Here is a 21265-nt window from a genome sequence, read left to right as displayed (position 1 = left end):
GGTGCAGAGGCATTCACTTCTGGTAATGATATTTTCTACGGAAAGGGGAATTCACCAGACAACGATCATTTGACAGCTCATGAATTGGCTCATAAGTTTCAGCAAACAGGTGAAGTTCAAAGCAAGGGCAATCTTCAAAAGATGCCGCTGATTCAACTTACGAAAAGTCGACCCAAAAAATATGACCCATCATTAGGCGTATCAGTTAAAGATATTCAGGAAAAGCTGAATATAGCAGGTGCTGATCCACATCTGGAAGTTAATGGTATTTTTGGTCAGCGAACCAGAGAGGCGGTAATCAATTTTCAGCATAGCCGTTATGATACAGAAAGTAGGCCCTTGGTAGAATTTTCTTATCGGCATACTCTTGGCTTGGGCCATAACGACGGTGAGGGTGTAGTTGGTAAGTTAACTTGGGCAGCCTTAGATAAAATCAGCAAACAGCAGGCTGTACCACTAACAGATGATGAGTTTATTTTAAGTCTGGATACAAAATACCGTGACCATAGCGTCCTTAATCTTCGCAGGGATGTAAAAGAAGTGGTAGAATCAGCGATGAGAGGAACAGGGAAAATCAATTTTGACCCATTATCTATTCAACGGAAGCCCATCTTGCTTGATAGGAAAAAGGAAGAAGCCGTTATCCTCAAGTGGGACTCGTCCTGGGGTTTAAAACCTACATCAAAGAATATTTCCAACTCTTGGATAGCAATAATCGCAACTAAGTTAAGAGTTAAATGGGCTCATGGATTAGCTGGCTGGGCTAAATTAGACAGTAGTGAACAGAGCATCCTGCAAGCTATCTTAGGTGGTCAAATAAATAAGTTATCCAACGCTTTCGTTCAGCATATTGATGATTACGAATTATTTACCGAAGAAATAGATAATGCCGATCCTACTAAGCAGGCAGAGTTACTTCGTGGGTTTATGGCTGACAAAAACTCAAAACCATTCAAAGCTGATGAGCCAATAAACACTGCAAAAGTAGAGTATTCCATCTCAGAACCAATAAAAAAAGACTACTATATATTTAAAGGTTGGACCGGTGATGGTGAATTGTACTTTGTGGAGTTCAAGGATGGTATCAAATTTAAGATTATTGCTCCGAGAGTAATTTATCCAGGATACCATAATCATACAATACAGGAGACTGCTGATGCTGCTAGCTATGTACCCAAAGAAACCCGTTCATTGATCAAGGTAATTATTCTTAATCCAGTCGTTGACCCAGATAATGCTTATAGTGCAGTCAAATATTCCATACCGAACTTCCAATCATATATGGAAGCAGGAAGTGACTGGCTAAGGACAGGAATGATAAACATTTTTCCTCGAGAAAAAACCCACTTACTTGAGAGTGAGAATCATATGAGGGTCACCATGATTCATGAAACAGCACATCTTTGGTCACAGAAGAATTGGGGTCTTGACACTAGCAAAGGTAAATGGTTGGAATGGAAGAATATGATGAACGCAGATAAAGTTTCTGTATCAGGTTACGCAATGGCCTCAATTGAAGAAGACGTATCGGAAACTATTGCGATTTATGATTCTACTAAGGGTTCGCCACGTTTTGAGGAGTATCGCCAAATTGTGCCTAACCGTTTTGCCATGCTTGATAAGGAATACAAATAATTAGCGTTGCATAATTTCTGCGGGGGAGCAATGCCAGGGCAAACACATCTTATTTACTAATAAAAATTAAGGAAGATTTCAAAATGACATAGATAATTGTAAAAATTGATGGAATGATAAATAAAATAAATCAAATATTTGCCTCCCCTGCCTCCCCTGCTTATCCGAACCGTATTGGGAGGGACCGGAGGCGGAGCGTCTCCGGTTTTGCTCTACATCCCAACACTATTAATGTTTGACCAAACTGAATCTGGGTTAAGGCGAGACTGGATTTGAGATAACATTACGTATTCGCAGATTTCATGACGGCCATGCCCAATTTATTCTGTTTTAGTTCAGTTCGATCTATTCGTGGGTATTCTATTCCCAAAAAATGGTCAGCAATCGTGATTTTTGGTTTAAGCTTCATTGAATGACAATTATCAGCTACTTTTCTGATTGAAGTATCACCTTCAAAATAATATTTTACTATTTTTTCTCGCAAGTCGATTGAGTAAGCTTTCATTTTACCCGTTGATGCACTGGTATTACTGTACCTCATTTACCTGCAATATGTTGTAAGTTTCTAACTTGATTTGCGGATATTTTATTAGAGATGTACATGCACCCGAATCGCGTAAACTGCTCTTTTTTCGCTTGAACGTGAATTATATTGTCAACCACCTAATGACAGTTGTTACTAAGAATAATTACTTATAAAATCAACCTTGATTTAATCAGTTTGTCTATTTATTAACAGGTGTTTGAAAATGAAGACTCGTAATCCTTTCGTTAAGTTAACGATTTGTCTACTATTAGCACTCACAACTACTTTCTTGGTGAATATACACCAAGTATCAGCTCAACCCATAACGGATTGTAGCAAAATTGTGACAGACACATACATCACGACAACAAACTCTGGTGAATTCGGTTCATTTCGTGGGATTTTAACGTTTACCCAAGATGGCAACGTTTTTGGCACTACCTCAAACCAAAGCGCTGCTCCCTCTCCTTTAGACCAAAGTGGTGTTCCCTCTGTCCAACCCTTTGGTAACATACAAGGCAGTTGGAAATGTACCTCAGACAAAGAAATTACCTCCACGGCATTCAACTTCTGGTATCCAACAGCAACATTACCCGGCCTAATTGCCAGAAACGATGTTCGTATGACATTTGATCCGAAAAATGGGATAGTGCAAGGAACAGGAACTGTGAGGTCGTTCCCACTCAAGGCAAATCCGCTCAATGATCAAGCCCCGGTAAGAGGGACGTTCACTGTCACGGGGGAACGTGTAATACCTGGACAATAGACCTCTTGTAAAACTCAAAAAATCAGTAATGTCATATTGAGCGGAACGCAGTGGAGAGAAGAATCTTACTACTCTGTTTAGCTCCGCTCAATATGACAATTTAAATTTATGCAAGAGGTCTAATAACTAATCATTTGTTAGAGATTAGATGTAGATAATCAGTAAAGTTGTGATCGTTTAAGCAGGTGTATCTTGGAAATATGCCTGCTTGAGTTTTTTTAGCATTATTGAGTTTTTTAAGAAAGTTTGGGGGTTTAGGTTCCCTGTCTCTACATGAAGCACGTTTTGTGTCAGGATTAAATCGCCGTTATAAAACGTAATTCCGAATTAGTTTAATTCCTGCTGTTGGTTCGCAGGTCATTTGTGAGTCCGGCGGATTAATTTGCTCGGGTGTAGATGCAGGTATAAAATATTGGTGTAGATTTTTGCAATTCCTTAATAAATCGATCCAAAGTAGCAGCAGTTTTGTACTGGGGGAAGTTGTGGCGAGCTTCCCCTTGCCTTGTGTGAGGGTTTTGAGAAGGGGATAAAAACAGGCGTTGCCGAATCAAAATATGAATTAGGCGATCGCAGTTTTTTGGGTTCATCTAACAAAATCGCATTGCTCCCATTTGAACGTGAGTTCGACGGGTAATATGATGTTCGCCTAATTAGTCCAATAAAAACCTCTTTCTAGTTTTACTACGTAAAAGCAGGGAGAGGGACTGACTTGAACTTTAGTTCAAGTCAGAGAGAGGTTTGTCGAACTTACGTTAAATTGAGAATTGGGTTTATTGTGCGATCGCATTAGTTTCAGTACATAAGTTAAATTAATAATAAAAGCTTGTATCGATGAATCAAAGCCTAAGTGTTGCTCCCAACCTAGAAGAACACACTCATGAAAATCCTGTTGTTACCAAACAACAGCTATTTGCGAAGCAACTAATTGTGCTTGTCTTGGAAATGCTTCTGGCATTACCTTTGGGTTTATTGCTGGCAAAGTTTCAAATTGGCAGAATTGCCTGGATATTTGGCGGGATTGCTGCTGGTACATTGGTTCTTCAAGGGTGTCGAATTTTCTATCAATATTCCCCCCAACCTAACCGCAGTGCGAGAAAAGTGGGAATGGCACTTGTAGGCTTAACTGTTGGCGCTTCCAGTGCCCACAGTAATCTAGCTAGTGTTATTTCTGATATTCCCATATTTATTTTTCTTACCTTGTTTCTGCTGCTAAGTGGAAGCTGTATTGGTTATATTTACTCCCGCCTCAGCAAAACCAACCTAATGACAGCAATGCTGGCTACAGTTCCTGGCGGTGTCGGAATTATGGCAGCGATCGCCGCCGATTACAATAAAAATGTTACCTTGGTTGCGCTAGTTCAGGCGATTCGCGTCACCTCAGTAGTTGTTCTCATTCCCTTCATCGCTAGGACATCAGCTAGTAATTACTATCCCCAAACACTCCCGGTCAACGGTGCTTGGCTCAATTTTGATCCATCTCAACTAGAATTACTTTTGTTAGTACTGCTAATCACTGGATTAGTAGTTTATCCCGCTATATTATTTAAAATTCCCGCTGGTGATTTCTTTGGTGCATTGTTGATTGGTATCGGGTTTAATCCTTTGCTACATTGGCTACCTTTTGTGGGTGATATTAGCTTTAGTCCACCGCCTTTAATTAACTTATTGGGTCAAATGCTCCTGGGAATTACTATTGGTGAGTATTGGGGAGACAAACCCAACTTTAAAAAGCAGACTGTCAGCTATGCCTTGATGTCTGTGGGGATGACCCTTGTAGCAGGAGCGATCGCTGCTATACTTGCAATGCAATTAACCTCTTGGGACTGGTTAACTTGTCTCTTAGTCACAGCACCAGGAGGATCAGCAGAAATGATCTTGGTTTCCCTGGCATTGAATCATAATGTTGAAATTGTCACAACTGGTCATTTAGTGCGATTGATTGCGATTAACAGTTCTTTACCACTTTGGGTGTTTTTGTTTCGCCGTTTGGATGAGCAAGTTTCAAAGCCAGTTTAATTGATGAAGGCAGGAGGTAGGAGGGCAGGGGGGCATACTTCTCTAAATTTCGTATGTTTTAGCCTTAAAGAAGTATCCTAGTACGCTACGGCGTAAATAGCGCAAAGTCTGAGCGGCGGTTCCCGCCGTTGGCGCAGCCCGCCGCAGGCATCAGAACTTTGCAAGACGAGCAACCATTTAAAATCCCTAAAAAGCCCATTTCATAATACTTTTGACTTTTGAGAGCCAGTTGCTAAGAAAGCGGGAACGCTAAGAGCGAACAAGTCGGCAGAGCCGCAAGGGCGCACTGGCTCCTTTTGATTTTTGACTTCCGCCTTGCGGTACTAGAGCGATCGCTTCATCTCCATGAAAATATAAAGATTACATAAAGATAAGTATTTATGTATACATTTACCAGCAAATAATGTGAAGAGTATGCAAAGATATATTTTCTAGTATAGACATCTAAGTAAATATTCGGTAATTAATGGATTGTTGGGTTATTTTAGATGTTTCCTATTTTCAGGCTATACACCCACAAACAATAGCCCACAACAAGGGCATAAAGATATCCCCTGTCACCCTTAGGGTAACACTCGTTCCTTGCTAACGCTGCGCGATCGCAGTCACCTGGTTCGGGAAACCATGCTGGTAGCGCTGTCTTAATCTATTCCTTTTTTCAAACTAGTAGGACTTACGCATTCACAAAAAACCAAATATGAGGTGTGGGATTTAGGCATTCAAGCTTGATTTTCGGCATTTTTTTAGTAATAGCTACTGAATCAAAGATAGTTTAGAAAAGCCTGAAACGACCTATTTTCCTTAATACACACGCTCATAAATTTGTAGAGTGCCTAAGACTTAAAAAGTCCAAAATAGTTCAATAATTGCTACTTAATAAGCTGGTCAACAGATTGAATCTTGGGAAAAATTTGTAACCCTCAAGGGTAACTTTAAAGTATTGCCAAAAGTGGCAACTCTCGGCGAGTTCATTGTACTTTAAAACAGCACTAACAGCAGGTTGAAAACTTAAGTTACTCAAAAAATCGATTTAGGTAGATAAAAGGTATGGCAAATATCATTGGAACCAACGGTAATGATACCCTAGTGGGCACCTCCGATGCGGACAAGATTAACGGTAAAGCTGGGAACGATATCATCATAGGCAATGGAGCCAATGACACCCTAACTGGTGGCGGTGGCAATGATAGATTTATTTTCACCTCCGATTTAAACTCTCAGTACGAGACTGACATTCTCATCACTGATTTTGGTGGCGTAGGTAAAGGCTCAAATCCCTCGGCAGCAGTCATAGCTGAAGTAGATACCTTGATATTTCAAGGTTCTGGCTTCACTGCCCAAAATCTGCTACTTGCCCAGAATGGCAGTAATCTGGAAATTTCCTTTGGGGGTAATAGCAAATTGATCCTGCAAAACTTTACCCTGGAAAACTTAAATAACCTATCAACAGTGGGCAATATCCTGTTTGATGGACAAATCAGCATTCAGGACAGCTTTGATGTCGTCAATGCTAACTCCACCCAACAGAACCCGTTCCGCAAGAACACAGTCACCTTCTTTAACGACCTGAATAACTATGTCAACGGCTTTGACAATTCAGATGATGTTATTAATGGTCAGGGTGGTGATGACTACATCAACGGTAAGAGTGGCAATGACCTGCTCCGTGGCGGCGTGGGGAATGATACTCTCATTGGTTGTGCGGGGAATGATACTCTCAGCGGTGATGCGGGGAATGATGTTCTCAGCGGTGGTGCGGGGAATGATAATCTCGACGGTGGCGAGGGGAATAACACCCTCAACGGTGGTACTGGTAATGATAGCTTTGGCTTTACAACAGGCGCTAACCTAATCAATGGAGACGATGGCAATGATTATATCTCTGGCTATGTCTTCTACCGCGACGGTAATGGTACTTCTGGAAATAACACCCTCAACGGTGGCGCTGGTGACGATACCTTGAATATTGACAATTCAAGAGGTGATAACCTACTGTTTGGGGGCGATGACGATGATTATCTGCGTGCCTCTGGTGACACAACTAGATACGGGAACGCCGCAGCCTCAGGCGATAACACTCTAAATGGTGGCACTGGTAACGATACCTTGAATTTTGACTTTGCAACAGGCGATAACCTACTGTTTGGGGGTGATGACAATGATTATCTCTCTGCCTCTAACTACGATTTCCCTGATGGCATTGCCACTTCTGGCAAGAATACCCTCAACGGTGGCGCTGGTAACGATTTCTTGGGTATTGACTTTGCAACAGGCGATAACCTATTAGATGGAGGCAGTGGTAATGATTATCTCAGAGCTTCTGCCTACTACTCCGACGGCTCCACCTACTTCTACGGTGGCGCTTCTGGCAATAACACCCTCAACGGTGGTACTGGTGATGATACCTTGAATGCTGACTATTCAAAAGGCGATAATCTGCTCTCTGGAGGCAATGGCAGTGATTCTTTGAGTGCCTCTGGCTACTACAAAGATCAACCAACAGATTCTTCTTTTGTTACTGCCTCAGGCAATAACACCCTCAACGGTGGTGCTGGTAACGATAAATTAAATGTTGACTTTTCAACAGGTGATAACTTACTAGATGGAGGCGATGGCAATGATTCTCTGAGTGCCTCTGGTAAATACGGTTATACTCCTGGCTTATTTGGCAAGAATACTCTCAGTGGTGGTACTGGTGATGATAAATTGAGTGTTGACTATTCAACAAGCGATAATCTGCTCTCTGGAGGAGATGGCAATGATTCTTTGAGTGCCTCTGGCTACTACAAATATGGCGATACCAATGAATCTTACTATACTGCTTCAGGCAAGAATATCCTGGACGGTGGTGTTGGTGATGATATCTTGAATGTTAACAATTCAACAGGCAATAATACCCTCAACGGTGGTGCTGATAACGATACCTTGAATGCTGACGATTCAAGAGGCAATAATCTGCTGGTTGGGGGCGATGGTAATGATTATCTCTCTGCCTCTGGCTTGGGCAACTATAGCGGGATTGGTTTGGGCAATAATACCCTCAACGGTGGTACTGGGAACGATTTTTTGGATGTTGGGTTTTCAACAGGCAAGAATTTAGTTGATGGAGGTAATGGCAATGATTATCTCGTAGCCTCTTACGCCTTAGGCAATAACACCCTCAAGGGTGGTGTTGGAAATGATACCTTGGCAGGTGGAAACGGTAATGATGTCCTCTATGGAGGGACTGGTACTGATACCTTTATTTTCTTAACTTACGATCAAGGCGTTGATAGTATTTATGACTTCAACGCAAGTAGTGAACTTATTTGGGTATCGGCTAGTGGTTTTGGTGGAGGGTTATTACCAATTTACCTCTCAGCTAGTCAGTTTACACTTGGAACATCTGCAACGACCAGCGCCCAGCGATTAATCTATGATGACACTACAGGTGCATTGTATTTTGACCAAGATGGTAGTGGGGGTGCTACTCAGGTAAAATTTGCCCAACTATCTGCTGGAGTGTCACTAACCAATAACAATTTTTATGTGACTGCTTAATCGTAATGAGTGCTTCATGATTATATTGGCGTTTAGACTAGTTGCCGGTGCGAAACTCAGAAGGCTCATTCTATAAAGCCTAAAAACCTTGGTTTTAGTTCCCGGAAACATCTTAAATCCGTATCCTTATTTTTTGGAAATTTAGTTTCGCACTCCTGACTAGTCTAAACACCAATTCTTAGCTGGAGGACTGAAACCTGAGAATGTTGGTTGCGATCGCAGTTGGGAAAGTTGCTCCTTTCGGACTTGATTTGTGTAGCGCTGTTCGCAGCAATAGCAAATTAGATGTCCTGTACAGAGGCGATTAATCGCGTCTCTACTCCCAATTCCTGTACAGAGGCGATTAATCGCGTCTCCCAACTCCCAAAGATGCAACTTGAATGCTGATTAGCTTATTCTTTTGTTATCCAGATACTAAGGATGTTTTAGATGGTTGCCCAAATCCAAGAACTTGAAGCCCAGCACTGGGTTAAAACTCGTTCTTCCCTCGACCCTAGCGAATCGACTTTCCTGATTTGGAAAGGTAAAATTTACGCCTTTATCCCCGGTGAGAAAAGACAACTCCTATTTAAGATGCTGGGATTGAGTGTTAGCCGATGTATTCCCACAGCAGAAGGTAGCTGGGATTTTACTTCTAGGGAACTGACTTACTATCTCAACCCAAAAACAGATGAGGCTTTGCCCAAATGGGAGAATCCTTGGACAGGCGAGACAGTTCCGGTGATTCACGTTGCCAATAATCCAGTGCAGGGTAAATTCGATGGAAATTTTCCTGCACAAGTAGACGGTGATAGCACAACCTTCGTTTTTGATATATTTCCCTATTACCCCAATCCCTTAGCAGACGATCCAAAATTTGCCGAATACAGCCCAAATCCAATTTATCAGGCAGCCGAATTGTTTAAATTAACTGTGCCAACCGCAGATTTATTCAACACAGCCCTCCCCTCAGTTTCTCAACTCAAACTGAGTTGGGATAGGATTGGTCAATGGCTTCCCTGGATGAAAATGGGCGATCGCCCCGGTAATCTGATCTACAGTGCTGTTGGCAGCAAAGTCAATGGTTTAACAGAACTGCCCCCACTGCTGCAAGACGAAATTAATAACCGTATTCCTCTATATAAAAAAGCCCCAAAAGCATTGACAGATGGAGAAGATATGACTTCCTGGTTATACTTCCAAAAGCACTTTCAAGCTTACTTGGCTGGTGAAATCTTCCCGCTTCCCCAAGCAGAAGAATTATAAACTAGTAGAGACGCGAAGAAATTTTGCTTGTAGAAACGCAAATTTTTACGTCTCTACTCTTGCCAAGAGATAGCTTATCCTAATCCAAGAAGCAAACTTAGTACATAATTTCGTAAATTCGTGGCCAATTGAGGGTTTAAATTGAAACGCAGAGGCACGCAGAGTTGAGCGCAGAGGAAGGCAAAGTTTGCTTGAGTTAGTCACTACGAATTAATGAAATGCTGTACTAAGGCTAAAGCTAGTAAGAAAAAAACAACCAAAATCAAATATAAAAAGGTTGTTGAAAATGCACCAATAATAGCGGGGTTTGATGTGGAGACTAGCTTATGAAAGTTCAATCCCTACAGCTAAAATATTTTAAGAAATTCCGGTCTTCTTCATTTGATTTCACAGATGCAGAAACTGGTTTGGCACGAGATATTATTGTTCTGATTGGAATGAACGGTGCTGGAAAAACAAGTCTTTTGCAAGCGATCGCCGCAACTCTCGGCACAGCAACTGGACGCTTAAAGGAACCCTCCGATTTAGAATGGGCAGGATTCAACTATGAACTACTTGGGAGTAGTTGGGGAAGATTTGAGCCAGAGGTGATTGTAAAAATGCAGTTCTCATCTGGTGAACTCCAAGCTGTGCAGGATTTTCAACATAAATTACGAGAAATGGGTCGTGATTTGCAGCCTCCTGCTGAAAAGCATATTGTTACCCTTAAATGGCGAAATGGGCGTGTTCAAGCAGATAGTGCTGCTGAATTATTTCAATTTAAAGGGCGAGAATACGCTAAACAGCTACAACGTGCTGAAGGATTTCAAGTATTTGACCGAGTGGGTACAATTCTTTGGTACACAGAACAGAGAACTTCAACTAGCCTGACTACCGAAGACCCAGATCGCAAACTAGAAATCACAGAAGACCTTTTGCGCGATCGCCTTTCTAAGTGGCGACAATTCCATCAAGATGTAGGAACACCTAAAATTCCCAATCTACGCCAAGGACAAAAGGATTTATACGCCGAAATTGAACGCGGTTACAAAGCAGTCTTTCCAGAACGCAGTTTTGAAGGCCCAGTTCTGCGAGAGAATGTGGACGATATCTTGAGTGAACCCTGGTTTTATTTATATGACGGCAAAAACCAGTATGAAATTTCTGAGATGTCCGGTGGTGAACGTGCTATTTTCCCAATGCTAGTGGACTTTGCTAGTTGGAATATTCACAACTCTGTCATTCTTATTGATGAAATTGAATTGCACCTACATCCACCAATGCAACAGGCATTGCTTAGAGCTTTGCCCAAGTTAGGCACAAATAATCAGTTTATTATTACAACCCACTCTGATTATATAGAGCAATTAGTGCCTGAAGCATATATTAAGCGGCTAGAGGTGTAATTGTGAGTGTTGTTAGTGGTAAAATTATTTTCTGCGAGGGCAAGCAAACTAGTTTAGATTTTCGACTACTTAACAGAGTTGTGGAGAACCTTTTAACAAATAAGCCCACAATTGTTCCCTCTGGTAGTAAATTTACTTTTTCGATTTTTGTTCAGGGTTACTTTTCTAGAGAGGGAGTGATAAATCAAGAATACATCATTTTTCGTGATCGGGATTTTGATGCTAAACCTACTGCTAATATTGCATTGATACCACTCAACTCTATGTTGCTTACCCATCGCGCTTGTGTCGAAAATTATTTATTCAATGTTGATTTAATTGATAATTATTGACAGACAAAATATATAGAAAAACAAGACAATCCTACTTCTAAATGGGGACATGGAGATTCACCAGGGATTGAGGTGATTTCAACTTGGATTGAAGAAGCCGCAAGAAGCTTGCAGGATTATCAAACAGTAAGATGGGCATTAGCTGATTTATTGTAATCAAGTGCAACTCGACATCAACTTAAAACAACATGGACAGGTGGTAGTGGTAAACTCCCATCCTCACTAACTCTACAAGACTGTCAGACTCAAGCTGTGGCAATAATTAACCAGTTTCAACAAGCTGTTGGAACAGTAACGCCAGACAGATTTGAACAAAGTCTTGCTGTCTATCAGCAGCAGTTTGCCCAAGAGGAATTTTGGACACAGAAGCAGTATTTGATCTGGTTTCATGGCAAAGATATTCAAAAAGCTATGCAGCAACAGAAATCTCAGTACATTTCTCTAAATGCTTTTTTTGATTGGGCGCTGAATCAACTTGATGTTAATCAATACCCTGATTTAATTGAGTTACAAAACAGAATTAGCCCTTTTCAGTAGTTATTTTTTAGTTCAAGGATCAATAAGAGTTGGCAGTATGCAGCTGGTTGAGATTGCATACGGTTGACGGACACACGAAAAGGGATAATTTAAAGTTTGGCGACTATATATAAATAACGTCGTGTGCGACTTTCTCTCAAACCTAACCCTCAACCTTTTCTCTGGTAGGGAAGGGGAGCAAGAATCCAAACCTCTCCCCCACCGGGAGAGAGGTTTGGAAAGGGGTTCCAAGAAGAAGTCATATCATGTCCTTATATATATGTATATTTTTTTGCGATCACTATTGAAATTTCAAAAATTGAAAATGTCCGGAGTATTGAAACATAACCAAGAGGAAATTGCGCGATTACTTCAACACACCATTAGTTTTTACTGCCAGTTTCGCGCTACATTAACAATGCCAGAGTTGATTATCCACTCTTAAGCAGAAACTGCTTCGATAAAATATTTAGAAAAAGTAATAGATGACTTCAAATAGCGTTAATAAAACTCAGGGTTTCTGAAATTCAAGCAAAATTTATTCAAATTTCGCTTCTTGACCTGAACAATCAAATAGATGTAAACCCAACCGTTGGGAAAGTTCTTCACACACCTTTACCCCCCGCACACTGTTACCACGCACATCCAGCAGCGGCGAAAAAACTCCAATACCCATCTTATTGGGTACAACAGCGATAATCCCACCACTAATACCGCTTTTCGCCGGAATACCAATTTTATAAGCCCACTCACCTGCAAAGTTGTACATTCCACAGGTATACATAACACTCAGAATATCTTTGATGTAATGCTTATTTACCGCCTGTTCTTTTGTAATCGGGTTAATACCTCTGTTAGCAAGGGTAGCCGCCATCTTTGCTAAGTCTTGGCAATTCACCATCACAGCACACTGCTGAAAATAAAGATCCAAAGCTTCTTCAATATTCCGGTCAATCATCCCAAAGTTGAGCATCAGATGCGCCATTGCGCGGTTGCGATGCCCTGTACTCCGTTCTGAGGTAAAAACTGAAATGTCAACGAACACATCGCGGCTAATATATCGCCGGAACATATCTAGCATTCGGTTGAGGCGTTCGGTTGGGCCGAAACCTCTGATTAAGCTGGTGGTGGCGATCGCTCCAGCATTTACCATTGGATTATAAGGTCGCTTTGATTGCTCATCCAAAATAATCGCGTTGAATGCATCCCCTGTCGGTTCCACGCCAACTCTAGTCAAAACGTAATCCAGTCCATGATCTTCTAGAGCAAGTCCATAAGCAAACACCTTGGAAATTGACTGAATGGTAAAGAGTTGCTCGTAGTCCCCAACTTTGTAAACCTGACCATCTACTGTCACAATGCAAATGCTGAACAATTCCGGGTTAACCTTTGCCAGTTCTGGAATGTATTTCGCTACTGCACCCTCCCGCAGTAACTTGTACTGGGAATGCAACTCGTTGAGAACAGCTAATAATGGCGATGGATCTATTTCTAAATCTCCTTGATTTGCTTGGCTTGTCATCAGGCTGATAGCATTTCCCAAATTACCTAGTATACAGGAATCTTATTTGATTTTTGAATAAGCTCCGTACATCTGCAAAGTGTCGAAATCAAAGGTTGTGTGTCTAATAAATGCGATCGCAACCCTAATTAAAAAATTGGAATCATAATCTTACCAAAAAAAGATAATTTTAAGATTTTAGGAATAACCCTTTTAAGGTGAGCATATGTACTATCAATGTTTTTACGGCATTTCAGGCATTGGCTGGAATTATATAAAGAAATTCTGCATTAAACTCCTCTCTTTTGGCACTGTAAATTAAGTGATCGCCTTAGCTAAAATAGCAAAATTGGGTTAGAACATCATTTATTTCATAGTACAAACGTTCACCTTGAAAGGGCACAGCCCCACATCTCTACAGTTGAAAAGACAGCTTGCTCTCAAAAATCATTTTTGAGCAATTACCTAGGGCAAAAAATGACTCTTGTTCTTTTTAATACCTTATAAATTTTATCTTCAAGCGATCGCCAAGATTTACTAATTTTTTCATGATTAATCACAAAAAATATTAAGTTGAGTATCATCTTTTTTTTATACTCAGCAATACTGTTATAAGAAGTTATATTTATTACTAATTTTAGTCTAGTTATGGATAATAAAAGTCATGATTAATATCAGTAGAAAAAACTTTGAAAAAAGATATTAAAGTCAAACTAATCTGCATAATTATTTCAGATGTAACTCCTATCACGACTTATTCATAGGCAAATCTAAATATTTCATTAATTAAGTACTTTTAAGTATTTATGCCGATGCCATTTCATTAAAGTTATCATATGGGGGTTTGCTCGTAAATAGTTGATATGGATGTTTTCTATAATACAGTGGTAGTTGCGAGCCTTTAGAAGCGATGTGAATAGGGTATCGTCACTTTGGTGTGCAATAAATGTAAAGTTTTTTTAAGAAATTTTTGACTTGCATTAAAAAGCGTTACATAGCCAAAATCGCCATTTGAGAAAGGTTTCGCCCTTGAAATTGGAATTTAAATTGAATCAAGTTGCCAATTATTACGCTAAAACCCTGATCCCCAAGCCAAAAGCTTCATGCTAGTCTGTTGCAGTTATAAATAAAAAGTGAAGACGGAACGAGTTCGAGTTATCAGGAGGGAATTCACTCTCACTAGTGAAATATCCGGCGAGTTATAAAACTTAAGTTCTACAGTCGCTTTAAAAACGGACGCATGAATCAAAGACATTTGTGGATTATTGTTACCCTGTCTATGGCTGTTTTAGGCATACCCTCAATCGGTTGCACTCAAACCATCAAGGGAAATGTGCTAGCTTCCCAAAAATCGCCTGCCCCTGATGTGGTGAAGGTGGGAGAGTATCAATCCAGAGCAGGGAAACAAACCTTGGATGCTGTGATTACACAAATTCATCCTCACAACATTGGAGGACGTAAGGCAGCAACCCTTTTTATCCGAAATATACCTGTTCTCACCTTTTTGAGTTCTCTACCAGATACGAGCGTTGAAACTAAAAAAGTTGGGGCAATTGGAGATAATGGGGGCGTACAATCGTACGCCCTTATTGCTAGCAATTCACCAAAGACGGTGAGTACTGGGAACTTAACGGATGTGACTAACCAGATTAGCTCTGTTAACAATGATCCGGTTCAGATAGCTGGTGTAATAGCAGCTAAGATCAACCAGTTGAATCGAGAAAATGTCGACGGGAGTAAGATTACCGTAAGTTGGAAAGCAGGGGGCGAATCTAGTGCCAATCAAGCGCAAAACAAAAGCGCTCCCCTCCAGCAAGATGGCGATCGCTATGTAATCAAAATTAATGGCGAAGAATTGGTCGAAATCAACGAAGGTACGCGATTAGCAGGTACTACCAACAATCTGGCAGAAGATGCATTGCAAGCAACCAATCGCCTGCGGAGGCTACTAGGCAATGCATCTCCCTTAAAAGAAATTGCGAATTTACCAGTGCGTCTACCAGTATCAATACCTAAATTATCAATACCTAAATTGCCAAAACAGATTGCCGTCGGCCCAGTGCGAATCTCTTTCGGAGGCATGGCTTCCTATTATGGCTATGATGGTTCTGGTAATCGTACTGCTAGCGGTCAGAGGTTCAATCCAGAAGAAATGACTGCCGCCCATCGCAGCTTACCCTTTGGTACGCAAGTTCGTGTAACTAACACCTATAATGGTCGTTCTGTAGTGGTGCGAATTAATGACCGAGGCCCGTTCATTCGCGGGCGAGTCATCGACCTATCTGCTGGTGCGGCTCGGATTTTGGGAATGATGGGCAGTGGCGTGGCACAAGTGCATATTGAAGTCTTAGAGAAATAATCAAGTGCTGAGTAACTTCGGCGTGAGCGCTTAGTCAAGTGCTGAGTAGGGAATCTCACTTCTTTACTCAGAACCGGAACTCAGAACTCGCAACTGTTTTGCCCAATTCCCAGTTCCGGATCACTTAATTCCTCTAGTTCAACCATCTCTTCCCTCTATTTCAGATATAAACTAGCGGGGGAGGGATCGATAAGAACTAGGGGTATTTTTGTGCGCCTGCTGACAACAGTCGCAGCTTTACGCTGCTATTTAACTAAACGCTGCTCAGAAAACAAGCTGGTGGCAGTTACTGAGGATCTGAGATTAGATGAGATGACTAACTGGTATCAGACGGCAGTTGGTCTGGTGCCAACGATGGGAAATTTGCATCAAGGTCATTTAAGCTTGATCCAACGGGCGCGGCAAGAAAATTCTACGGTGATTGTTAGTATTTTCGTCAATCCCCTGCAATTTGCTCCCAACGAGGATTATCAACACTACCCTCGCACTTTAGAGCAAGACCAACAATTTTGCGAACAAGCTGGGGTAGATGCCATTTTTGCACCAACTCCGGAAGAAATGGCAGTTCCCCACAAAAGTATACAAGAATCAAAGGTTACACAAGTTATCCCCCCATCTGCTATGATAACAGGCTTGTGTGGTCGTTCTCGGCTGGGTCACTTTCAGGGTGTCGCTACGATTGTGACCAAACTTTTCAACTTGGTACAGCCTGACCGTGCCTACTTTGGTCAAAAGGATGGTCAGCAACTGGCAATTATTAAACGCTTAGTAGCTGACTTAAATTTGCCAGTAGAAATTGTTGCTTGTCCAACAGTACGGGAAGCGTCGGGTCTTGCCTTCAGTTCTCGTAATCAATATTTGACTGCAACGGCAAAAGAGCAAGCAGCGGTGTTATATCGCGGCTTGCGACGAGCTGAAGCTGCATTCATTGCAGGCGATCGCAATAGCAACAAGTTGATAGCAGTGGTACAGCAAGAAGTGGCAATGGTCAGCACGGTCTCAGTGGAATATATTGAATTGGTTGAACCGACTACGTTGATGTCTTTAGAAAAAGTTGAGGAGGAAGGAATGTTGGCGATCGCAGCTCGTCTTGGTTCTACACGTTTGATTGACAATACGATATTGCGCGATCGTTTACCTATTATCGCCATTGATGGCCCAGCCGGTGCTGGAAAATCTACAGTGGCGCGTCAAGTGGCAGCAAACCTAAATTTAGTGTATTTAGATACAGGAGCAATGTACCGTGCTGTCACTTGGTTAGTACTGCAAAAGGGGATTGCCATTGACGATGAGTGTGCAATCGCCGAATTAACTAGCCAGTGTAAAATTGAACTTACTCCTACCCAGGATTTAGAATCGACAGTGCGGGTTCGGATTAACGGTATCGATGTTACCCAGGCAATTCGCACGATTGAGGTAACATCTCTTGTATCGGCGATCGCGGCACAAAGCGCTGTCCGTCAAGCATTGGTTAAACAACAGCAGAACTGGGGTAAAAGAGGTGGTTTAGTAGCTGAAGGTCGGGATATCGGTACTCACGTGTTCCCCGATGCTGAAGTTAAAATCTTCTTAACCGCTTCTGTAAGTGAACGTGCCCGTCGCCGCCAGCAAGACTTTAACAAACAAGGTCAACCCGAAGTGAGTTTAAAGCAGCTGGAACACGATATTGCCGAACGTGACTGGAAAGATAGTACACGCAAAGTTTCTCCTTTGCAAAAAGCAACGGATGCGATCGAAATTCAAACCGATGGTTTAGACGTCTCTGAAGTCACCGCACAAATTGTTAACTATTACCAGCAGCGTTCATCTCAGTGGTAATCACCCCTATTTGCTGTTAATTTTTTAGTTTCAAAGGGTGGTGGGTGAGTGATTATTCACTTACCATCCTCAACATTGCACCCAAAAACAAAATATTAGATAATTTTACTATTGGCTCTCTTCACTGAAAATCAAGATTTATATTAGAGATTTTAGATTATTTAATTATTAAATCATCTCGCTTTAGAGTGATTTATTACATCATAATTAATCCTACTAAAGATAGAAGTATGAAAGCTTTAATTGCTAAATGCTAATTAATTATCCGTCTCTAGTAATGAAAGATTAGCCATTTTTATTTATAATCATTAATTACTAGCGATTTGACTTATCACAAAAGTACTTTGTTTTCATCTTCACTTTGGTAGTAAAATGATGATGTTAAGTTTTATGTTTCATAATGAAAAACATAAAACTCTCAAAAACAAAAGCTGCTAATTTCCTAAGCTTCTGCAATAGCTTTCAACTGGAAACCGATAAAGAGAGGATTTCACACAATGGTATTTGTACAAGAACCACTACCCTTTGACAAGAATGCTTTAGAGCCTTATGGCATGAAAGCTGAGACTTTCGAGTATCACTATGGCAAGCATCACAAAGCTTATGTAGACAACCTGAACAAGCTCACTGAAGGTACTGAACTTGCCGATAAGCCTCTGGAAGAAGTGATCAAAATTTCCTTTAAAGACTCCTCTAAGGCGGGAATCTTTAACAACGCAGCTCAAGTTTGGAATCACACTTTCTTCTGGAATTCTTTGAAACCCGCAGGTGGCGGCGCACCCACTGGTGAAGTCGCAGCCAAGATTAATAAAGACTTCGGTAGCTTTGACAAATTCAAGGAAGAATTCTCTAATGCAGCCACAACTCAATTCGGCAGCGGATGGTCTTGGCTGATTGATGATGGTGGTACGCTGAAGGTGATTAAGACACCAAATGCAGAAAATCCACTAGCTCATGGACAGAAGGCACTCCTAACCTTGGATGTTTGGGAACACGCTTACTACATTGACTACAAAAACGCTCGTCCAGCGTTTATCAAGAATTTCTTAGAACAGTTAGTGAACTGGGACTTTGTTGCCGAAAATTTGGCTAAAGCTTAATGAATTGCCAGTTTTGAACTGGCTGCGATGCCTTTTGGCAAGCTGCTTTGCGTCTACATAGCTATCAGTTAATTGACCAATCTTGTTAGCAGTCACGAACTAGTCTCGTGGCTGTTTTTGGTTGACTGTTGAGGGGATGGGGAAGATCAGGGAGTAAAATCTAGCTTTTCTGAGAATTGCGATTCATTAATTATGACCGGGATAATGCTGTTGGTTTTATGTCATGAATCGTAAAATAGCATTTGGATCGTAACTAGGACATACTCTATTTGCCCCAGGTTAGAGCTAAAAATTTTGAAAACTGGACTTAAGAGTAAAAACAATGGTGCAAGCTGTACAACAAGAACTGACACTAGAAAAGGTAAATAAAGCTATTGAGGCAATCCTCAATGTTTTGGATGTTCCCGAACCGGGAAATGATTTACACGCCAAGGCTTTATCTGCCTTTGTAAATGGTGATTACCAAACTGTAAAGCGGTTAGCCTCGACCAATTTATCTGATTGTTATGTTAAGGCACTGGGTTATTTAGGTGGGGCTTTGAAGCTAACGCCAAACACTGACACAATTCTGGCAGAGTCAGCACGGGCAGCGGCTGACTTTGCACGAGAAAGAACATTACGTAAACTTGGAGATGCGTTGGCGAAAGCCTTGTCGTAGACATCGCATCTGCACTCAACTAATAATTTTTCTTAGAGGATGTTTTAAAAGTCCTCGCCACTTAGTAGTTCATCTGAACTATAAATTACAAATAAAAAGGGAGATGAAAAATTGTCTACGAAAGTTGATACCCTTATCAGATATAGATTTATATTAAATTCGAGAAATGTCAAATAATGAGCTAACGGGCAGTAGTAAAGAACTAGCGCAATACATCGAAGCAACGAATAGCATCTCTAAACCTTGGCTATTGGTACAACTGCGCCTCAAAAAATTGCAAGAGCGTCGAGCCACCCTTACAAACGAAGTCTATACCAAAGAATTAGAAGATATTTACCAAGACTTGATGAATTTGGGGGAATGGTGGCGCGGTATTGAAGATGAGGTATTTTAAAGTCAGGAGTTATGAGTTTTCCTAACTCCTAACTCCTAACTTTTAACTTAAAACGCAACCTGATGCCTCAAGCTCTTGATCAAGTCGATTACGATACTCTCGATGCTGCAAAGCGACGCTTCATTGATGCCGCAAAACGCACACTTGGCTTTGCAAGTGCTTATGGGATCGTGCCCGCATCGGGTCTCGGAGCAAGCGCTAACACTTTCAACTTTAACCTCGCTCCGTTTCTGGAGGCAGGGGCTAGAGAACTTTCTATGACACTTGTCCCCGAAGGACTGGGCACCGCAGACGATACCCGCCCTGACGACCTCTGTGAAGAAGAGCTTCGACGATTCTGGTGGAACATTGGTATCAAGATTATCTCGTGTCTGACGAACGACGCCGCAACCTCAGGTATGCAGACTCTACTTCTTGGTCTCTATCTGCCGTCAAGCACTCCTGAAACTATCTTCACCCCCGCCTTTCTTGATGGGTTTCTTGATGGAGTGGTCGAGGGGTGCAAACGAGTGGGCTGCGTGTACCTCTCAGGGGAAACTCCTCAACTCAAAACCAAGATGATTCCAGGTCGGCTCGACATTGCAGGCTCCGTCTTTGGAGTTATGCCGCCTGGTGTCGCTCCCATTGAGAGTTCGCGTCTGGATGCCGGAAACACCATTGTTCTCGTCGAGAGTTCGGGGCCCCATGAGAACGGCTTTACCCCAATGCGAAAGCTTGCCCAGTCTCTCCCTGATGGCTATAGAACAAAACTTCCGAGTGGGCAGGAGTTCTGGGAAGCAATGAATGCCGCGTCGTATCTCTACACACCACTTGTGCAGGCGGTGCTTGGCGAGGGAATTCGTCCCACCGCGATGGAGAATATCACTGGACATGGATGGCAAAAGCTGATGCGATCGGTGAAGCCGTTGCGGTACGTGATCGAAACGATGCTCCCAGTGCCGGAGATATTTACGTTTGTCGAGGGTCATCTTGAGGGCGGGGCAGAGACGATGCTTTCCGTGTTCAATTATGGAGCTGGATTTGCATTTTATACAGAGTCGGAGCAGGATGCAGAGAGGATCGTCATTCTCGCCAGAGAACATAAGTTAACAGCTGTGATTGCCGGAAGGGTTGAAGCGTCCCTTGCCCGTGAGGTGGTGGTAGAACCCCTTGGAGTCACCTTGAAGGGAGAGTCTTTTGGGATTGCGCGCGGGGTATAATCAGTTGTAAGCGATCACTAGTTTTCTTGGAGCTATTGTAGACTCACTTATGCGATCGCTGAAGTTATCACTGGATTAGATAATTAAGTGTAAACATTTAGGGACTAAGTCTTTTTTGATACTATATTTATATTTACAGTTTAGGCTGATTAGAGAAAATTATTCTACTAAGTCTTTAAAAATAAGTCATTCAGCACAAATGGATAAGCGGATTTTTAAAATTTATCTGTAATATTAATGACTACTTATTTGTAAAGTAGTTGAAGTCACCCATT

At 41.7% G+C, this 21265-nt stretch carries 17 protein-coding genes; 14 read left to right on the top strand and 3 right to left on the bottom strand.

From position 1 onward, the window contains the following. A partial coding sequence (locus tag V7K40_RS10670; RefSeq protein ID WP_334959269.1) for a DUF4157 domain-containing protein occupies positions 1 to 1635 on the top strand: 1635 nt, incomplete at its 5' end. A 749-nt stretch (positions 1636 to 2384) separates the two neighbouring features. Next, positions 2385 to 2927 (top strand): hypothetical protein, encoded by a 543-nt coding sequence (locus V7K40_RS10665; protein WP_334959268.1) that lies wholly within the window; start codon positions 2385 to 2387, stop codon positions 2925 to 2927. Between the two features lie 377 nt (positions 2928 to 3304). Here the strand turns inward: V7K40_RS10665 and V7K40_RS10660 are convergent, their stop codons facing one another. After that, complete coding sequence (locus tag V7K40_RS10660; protein ID WP_334959267.1) at positions 3305 to 3514, bottom strand: hypothetical protein; 210 nt, start codon at positions 3512 to 3514, stop codon at positions 3305 to 3307. 244 nt (positions 3515 to 3758) lie between these two features. On the opposite strand from V7K40_RS10660, the gene V7K40_RS10655 reads away from it, so the two are divergent. Together V7K40_RS10655 and V7K40_RS10650 are read left to right on the top strand one after the other, a co-directional pair. Next, a complete protein-coding gene (locus V7K40_RS10655; protein ID WP_334959266.1) occupies positions 3759 to 4943 on the top strand; it encodes an AbrB family transcriptional regulator in 1185 nt (394 codons plus the stop codon). A 1047-nt stretch (positions 4944 to 5990) separates the two neighbouring features. Next, a complete protein-coding gene (locus V7K40_RS10650; RefSeq protein WP_334959265.1) occupies positions 5991 to 8483 on the top strand; it encodes a calcium-binding protein in 2493 nt (830 codons plus the stop codon). Between the two features lie 159 nt (positions 8484 to 8642). Here the strand turns inward: V7K40_RS10650 and V7K40_RS10645 are convergent, their stop codons facing one another. Next, positions 8643 to 8858: a hypothetical protein gene (locus V7K40_RS10645; RefSeq protein ID WP_334959263.1), complete on the bottom strand. Its 216-nt coding sequence runs from the start codon at positions 8856 to 8858 to the stop codon at positions 8643 to 8645. A 54-nt stretch (positions 8859 to 8912) separates the two neighbouring features. Here V7K40_RS10645 and V7K40_RS10640 point away from each other — a divergent pair, with 54 nt between their 5' ends. The 4 genes from V7K40_RS10640 to V7K40_RS10625 all read left to right on the top strand — a co-directional run bounded on the left by V7K40_RS10640 (position 8913) and on the right by V7K40_RS10625 (position 11982). Further along, positions 8913 to 9728, top strand: a complete 816-nt coding sequence (locus V7K40_RS10640; RefSeq protein WP_334959261.1) for a DUF1838 domain-containing protein — start codon at positions 8913 to 8915, stop codon at positions 9726 to 9728. A gap of 326 nt (positions 9729 to 10054) precedes the next feature. Beyond that, positions 10055 to 11113 carry an AAA family ATPase gene (locus V7K40_RS10635; RefSeq protein WP_334959259.1) on the top strand — a complete coding sequence of 353 codons (1059 nt, stop codon included), beginning with the start codon at positions 10055 to 10057 and terminating at the stop codon, positions 11111 to 11113. 2 nt (positions 11114 to 11115) lie between these two features. Further along, a complete protein-coding gene (locus V7K40_RS10630; RefSeq protein ID WP_334959257.1) occupies positions 11116 to 11445 on the top strand; it encodes a hypothetical protein in 330 nt (109 codons plus the stop codon). 252 nt (positions 11446 to 11697) lie between these two features. Continuing rightward, positions 11698 to 11982: a hypothetical protein gene (locus tag V7K40_RS10625; RefSeq protein WP_334959255.1), complete on the top strand. Its 285-nt coding sequence runs from the start codon at positions 11698 to 11700 to the stop codon at positions 11980 to 11982. Between the two features lie 517 nt (positions 11983 to 12499). Here the strand turns inward: V7K40_RS10625 and glsA are convergent. Beyond that, entirely contained in the window at positions 12500 to 13483 is a 984-nt protein-coding gene (glsA, locus tag V7K40_RS10620) for a glutaminase A (protein WP_334959253.1), read from the bottom strand. Positions 13484 to 14702: 1219 nt separating this feature from the next. On the opposite strand from glsA, the gene V7K40_RS10615 reads away from it, so the two are divergent. From V7K40_RS10615 to V7K40_RS10590, 6 genes are all read left to right on the top strand, one after another. After that, complete coding sequence (locus V7K40_RS10615; RefSeq protein ID WP_334959250.1) at positions 14703 to 15821, top strand: septal ring lytic transglycosylase RlpA family protein; 1119 nt, start codon at positions 14703 to 14705, stop codon at positions 15819 to 15821. Between the two features lie 210 nt (positions 15822 to 16031). Further along, positions 16032 to 17639, top strand: a complete 1608-nt coding sequence (locus V7K40_RS10610; RefSeq protein ID WP_334959248.1) for a bifunctional pantoate--beta-alanine ligase/(d)CMP kinase — start codon at positions 16032 to 16034, stop codon at positions 17637 to 17639. Between the two features lie 497 nt (positions 17640 to 18136). Continuing rightward, the gene (locus tag V7K40_RS10605; protein ID WP_334959246.1) at positions 18137 to 18739 is read left to right on the top strand and encodes a superoxide dismutase; all 603 of its coding nucleotides are present in this window, start codon (positions 18137 to 18139) and stop codon (positions 18737 to 18739) included. Positions 18740 to 19061: 322 nt separating this feature from the next. Then, a complete protein-coding gene (locus V7K40_RS10600; protein WP_334959244.1) occupies positions 19062 to 19397 on the top strand; it encodes a hypothetical protein in 336 nt (111 codons plus the stop codon). 166 nt (positions 19398 to 19563) lie between these two features. Further along, the gene (locus tag V7K40_RS10595) at positions 19564 to 19791 is read left to right on the top strand and encodes a hypothetical protein (protein ID WP_334959243.1); all 228 of its coding nucleotides are present in this window, start codon (positions 19564 to 19566) and stop codon (positions 19789 to 19791) included. A 62-nt stretch (positions 19792 to 19853) separates the two neighbouring features. Then, positions 19854 to 20990 (top strand): AIR synthase related protein, encoded by a 1137-nt coding sequence (locus V7K40_RS10590; RefSeq protein WP_334959241.1) that lies wholly within the window; start codon positions 19854 to 19856, stop codon positions 20988 to 20990. The last annotated feature ends 275 nt before the right edge of the window (positions 20991 to 21265 follow it).

The sequence above is a fragment of the Nostoc sp. genome (genome assembly GCF_036917195.1).
In the GTDB taxonomy this organism is placed as follows: domain Bacteria; phylum Cyanobacteriota; class Cyanobacteriia; order Cyanobacteriales; family Nostocaceae; genus Nostoc.
This window is presented reverse-complemented; position numbering and strand designations above follow the sequence as displayed.

What these genes read in the sequence shown, in the direction of transcription:
- V7K40_RS10665 (WP_334959268.1), top strand. Translation starts at nt 2,385, where the DNA reads ATGAAGACTCGTAATCCTTTCGTTAAGTTAACGATTTGTCTACTATTA.
- V7K40_RS10595 (WP_334959243.1), top strand. Translation starts at nt 19,564, where the DNA reads ATGTCAAATAATGAGCTAACGGGCAGTAGTAAAGAACTAGCGCAATAC.
- V7K40_RS10640 (WP_334959261.1), top strand. Translation starts at nt 8,913, where the DNA reads ATGGTTGCCCAAATCCAAGAACTTGAAGCCCAGCACTGGGTTAAAACT.
- V7K40_RS10605 (WP_334959246.1), top strand. Translation starts at nt 18,137, where the DNA reads ATGGTATTTGTACAAGAACCACTACCCTTTGACAAGAATGCTTTAGAG.
- V7K40_RS10590 (WP_334959241.1), top strand. Translation starts at nt 19,854, where the DNA reads ATGCCTCAAGCTCTTGATCAAGTCGATTACGATACTCTCGATGCTGCA.
- V7K40_RS10655 (WP_334959266.1), top strand. Translation starts at nt 3,759, where the DNA reads ATGAATCAAAGCCTAAGTGTTGCTCCCAACCTAGAAGAACACACTCAT.
- V7K40_RS10615 (WP_334959250.1), top strand. Translation starts at nt 14,703, where the DNA reads ATGAATCAAAGACATTTGTGGATTATTGTTACCCTGTCTATGGCTGTT.
- V7K40_RS10600 (WP_334959244.1), top strand. Translation starts at nt 19,062, where the DNA reads ATGGTGCAAGCTGTACAACAAGAACTGACACTAGAAAAGGTAAATAAA.
- V7K40_RS10660 (WP_334959267.1), bottom strand. Translation starts at nt 3,514, where the DNA reads ATGAACCCAAAAAACTGCGATCGCCTAATTCATATTTTGATTCGGCAA.
- V7K40_RS10635 (WP_334959259.1), top strand. Translation starts at nt 10,055, where the DNA reads ATGAAAGTTCAATCCCTACAGCTAAAATATTTTAAGAAATTCCGGTCT.
- glsA (WP_334959253.1), bottom strand. Translation starts at nt 13,483, where the DNA reads ATGACAAGCCAAGCAAATCAAGGAGATTTAGAAATAGATCCATCGCCA.
- V7K40_RS10650 (WP_334959265.1), top strand. Translation starts at nt 5,991, where the DNA reads ATGGCAAATATCATTGGAACCAACGGTAATGATACCCTAGTGGGCACC.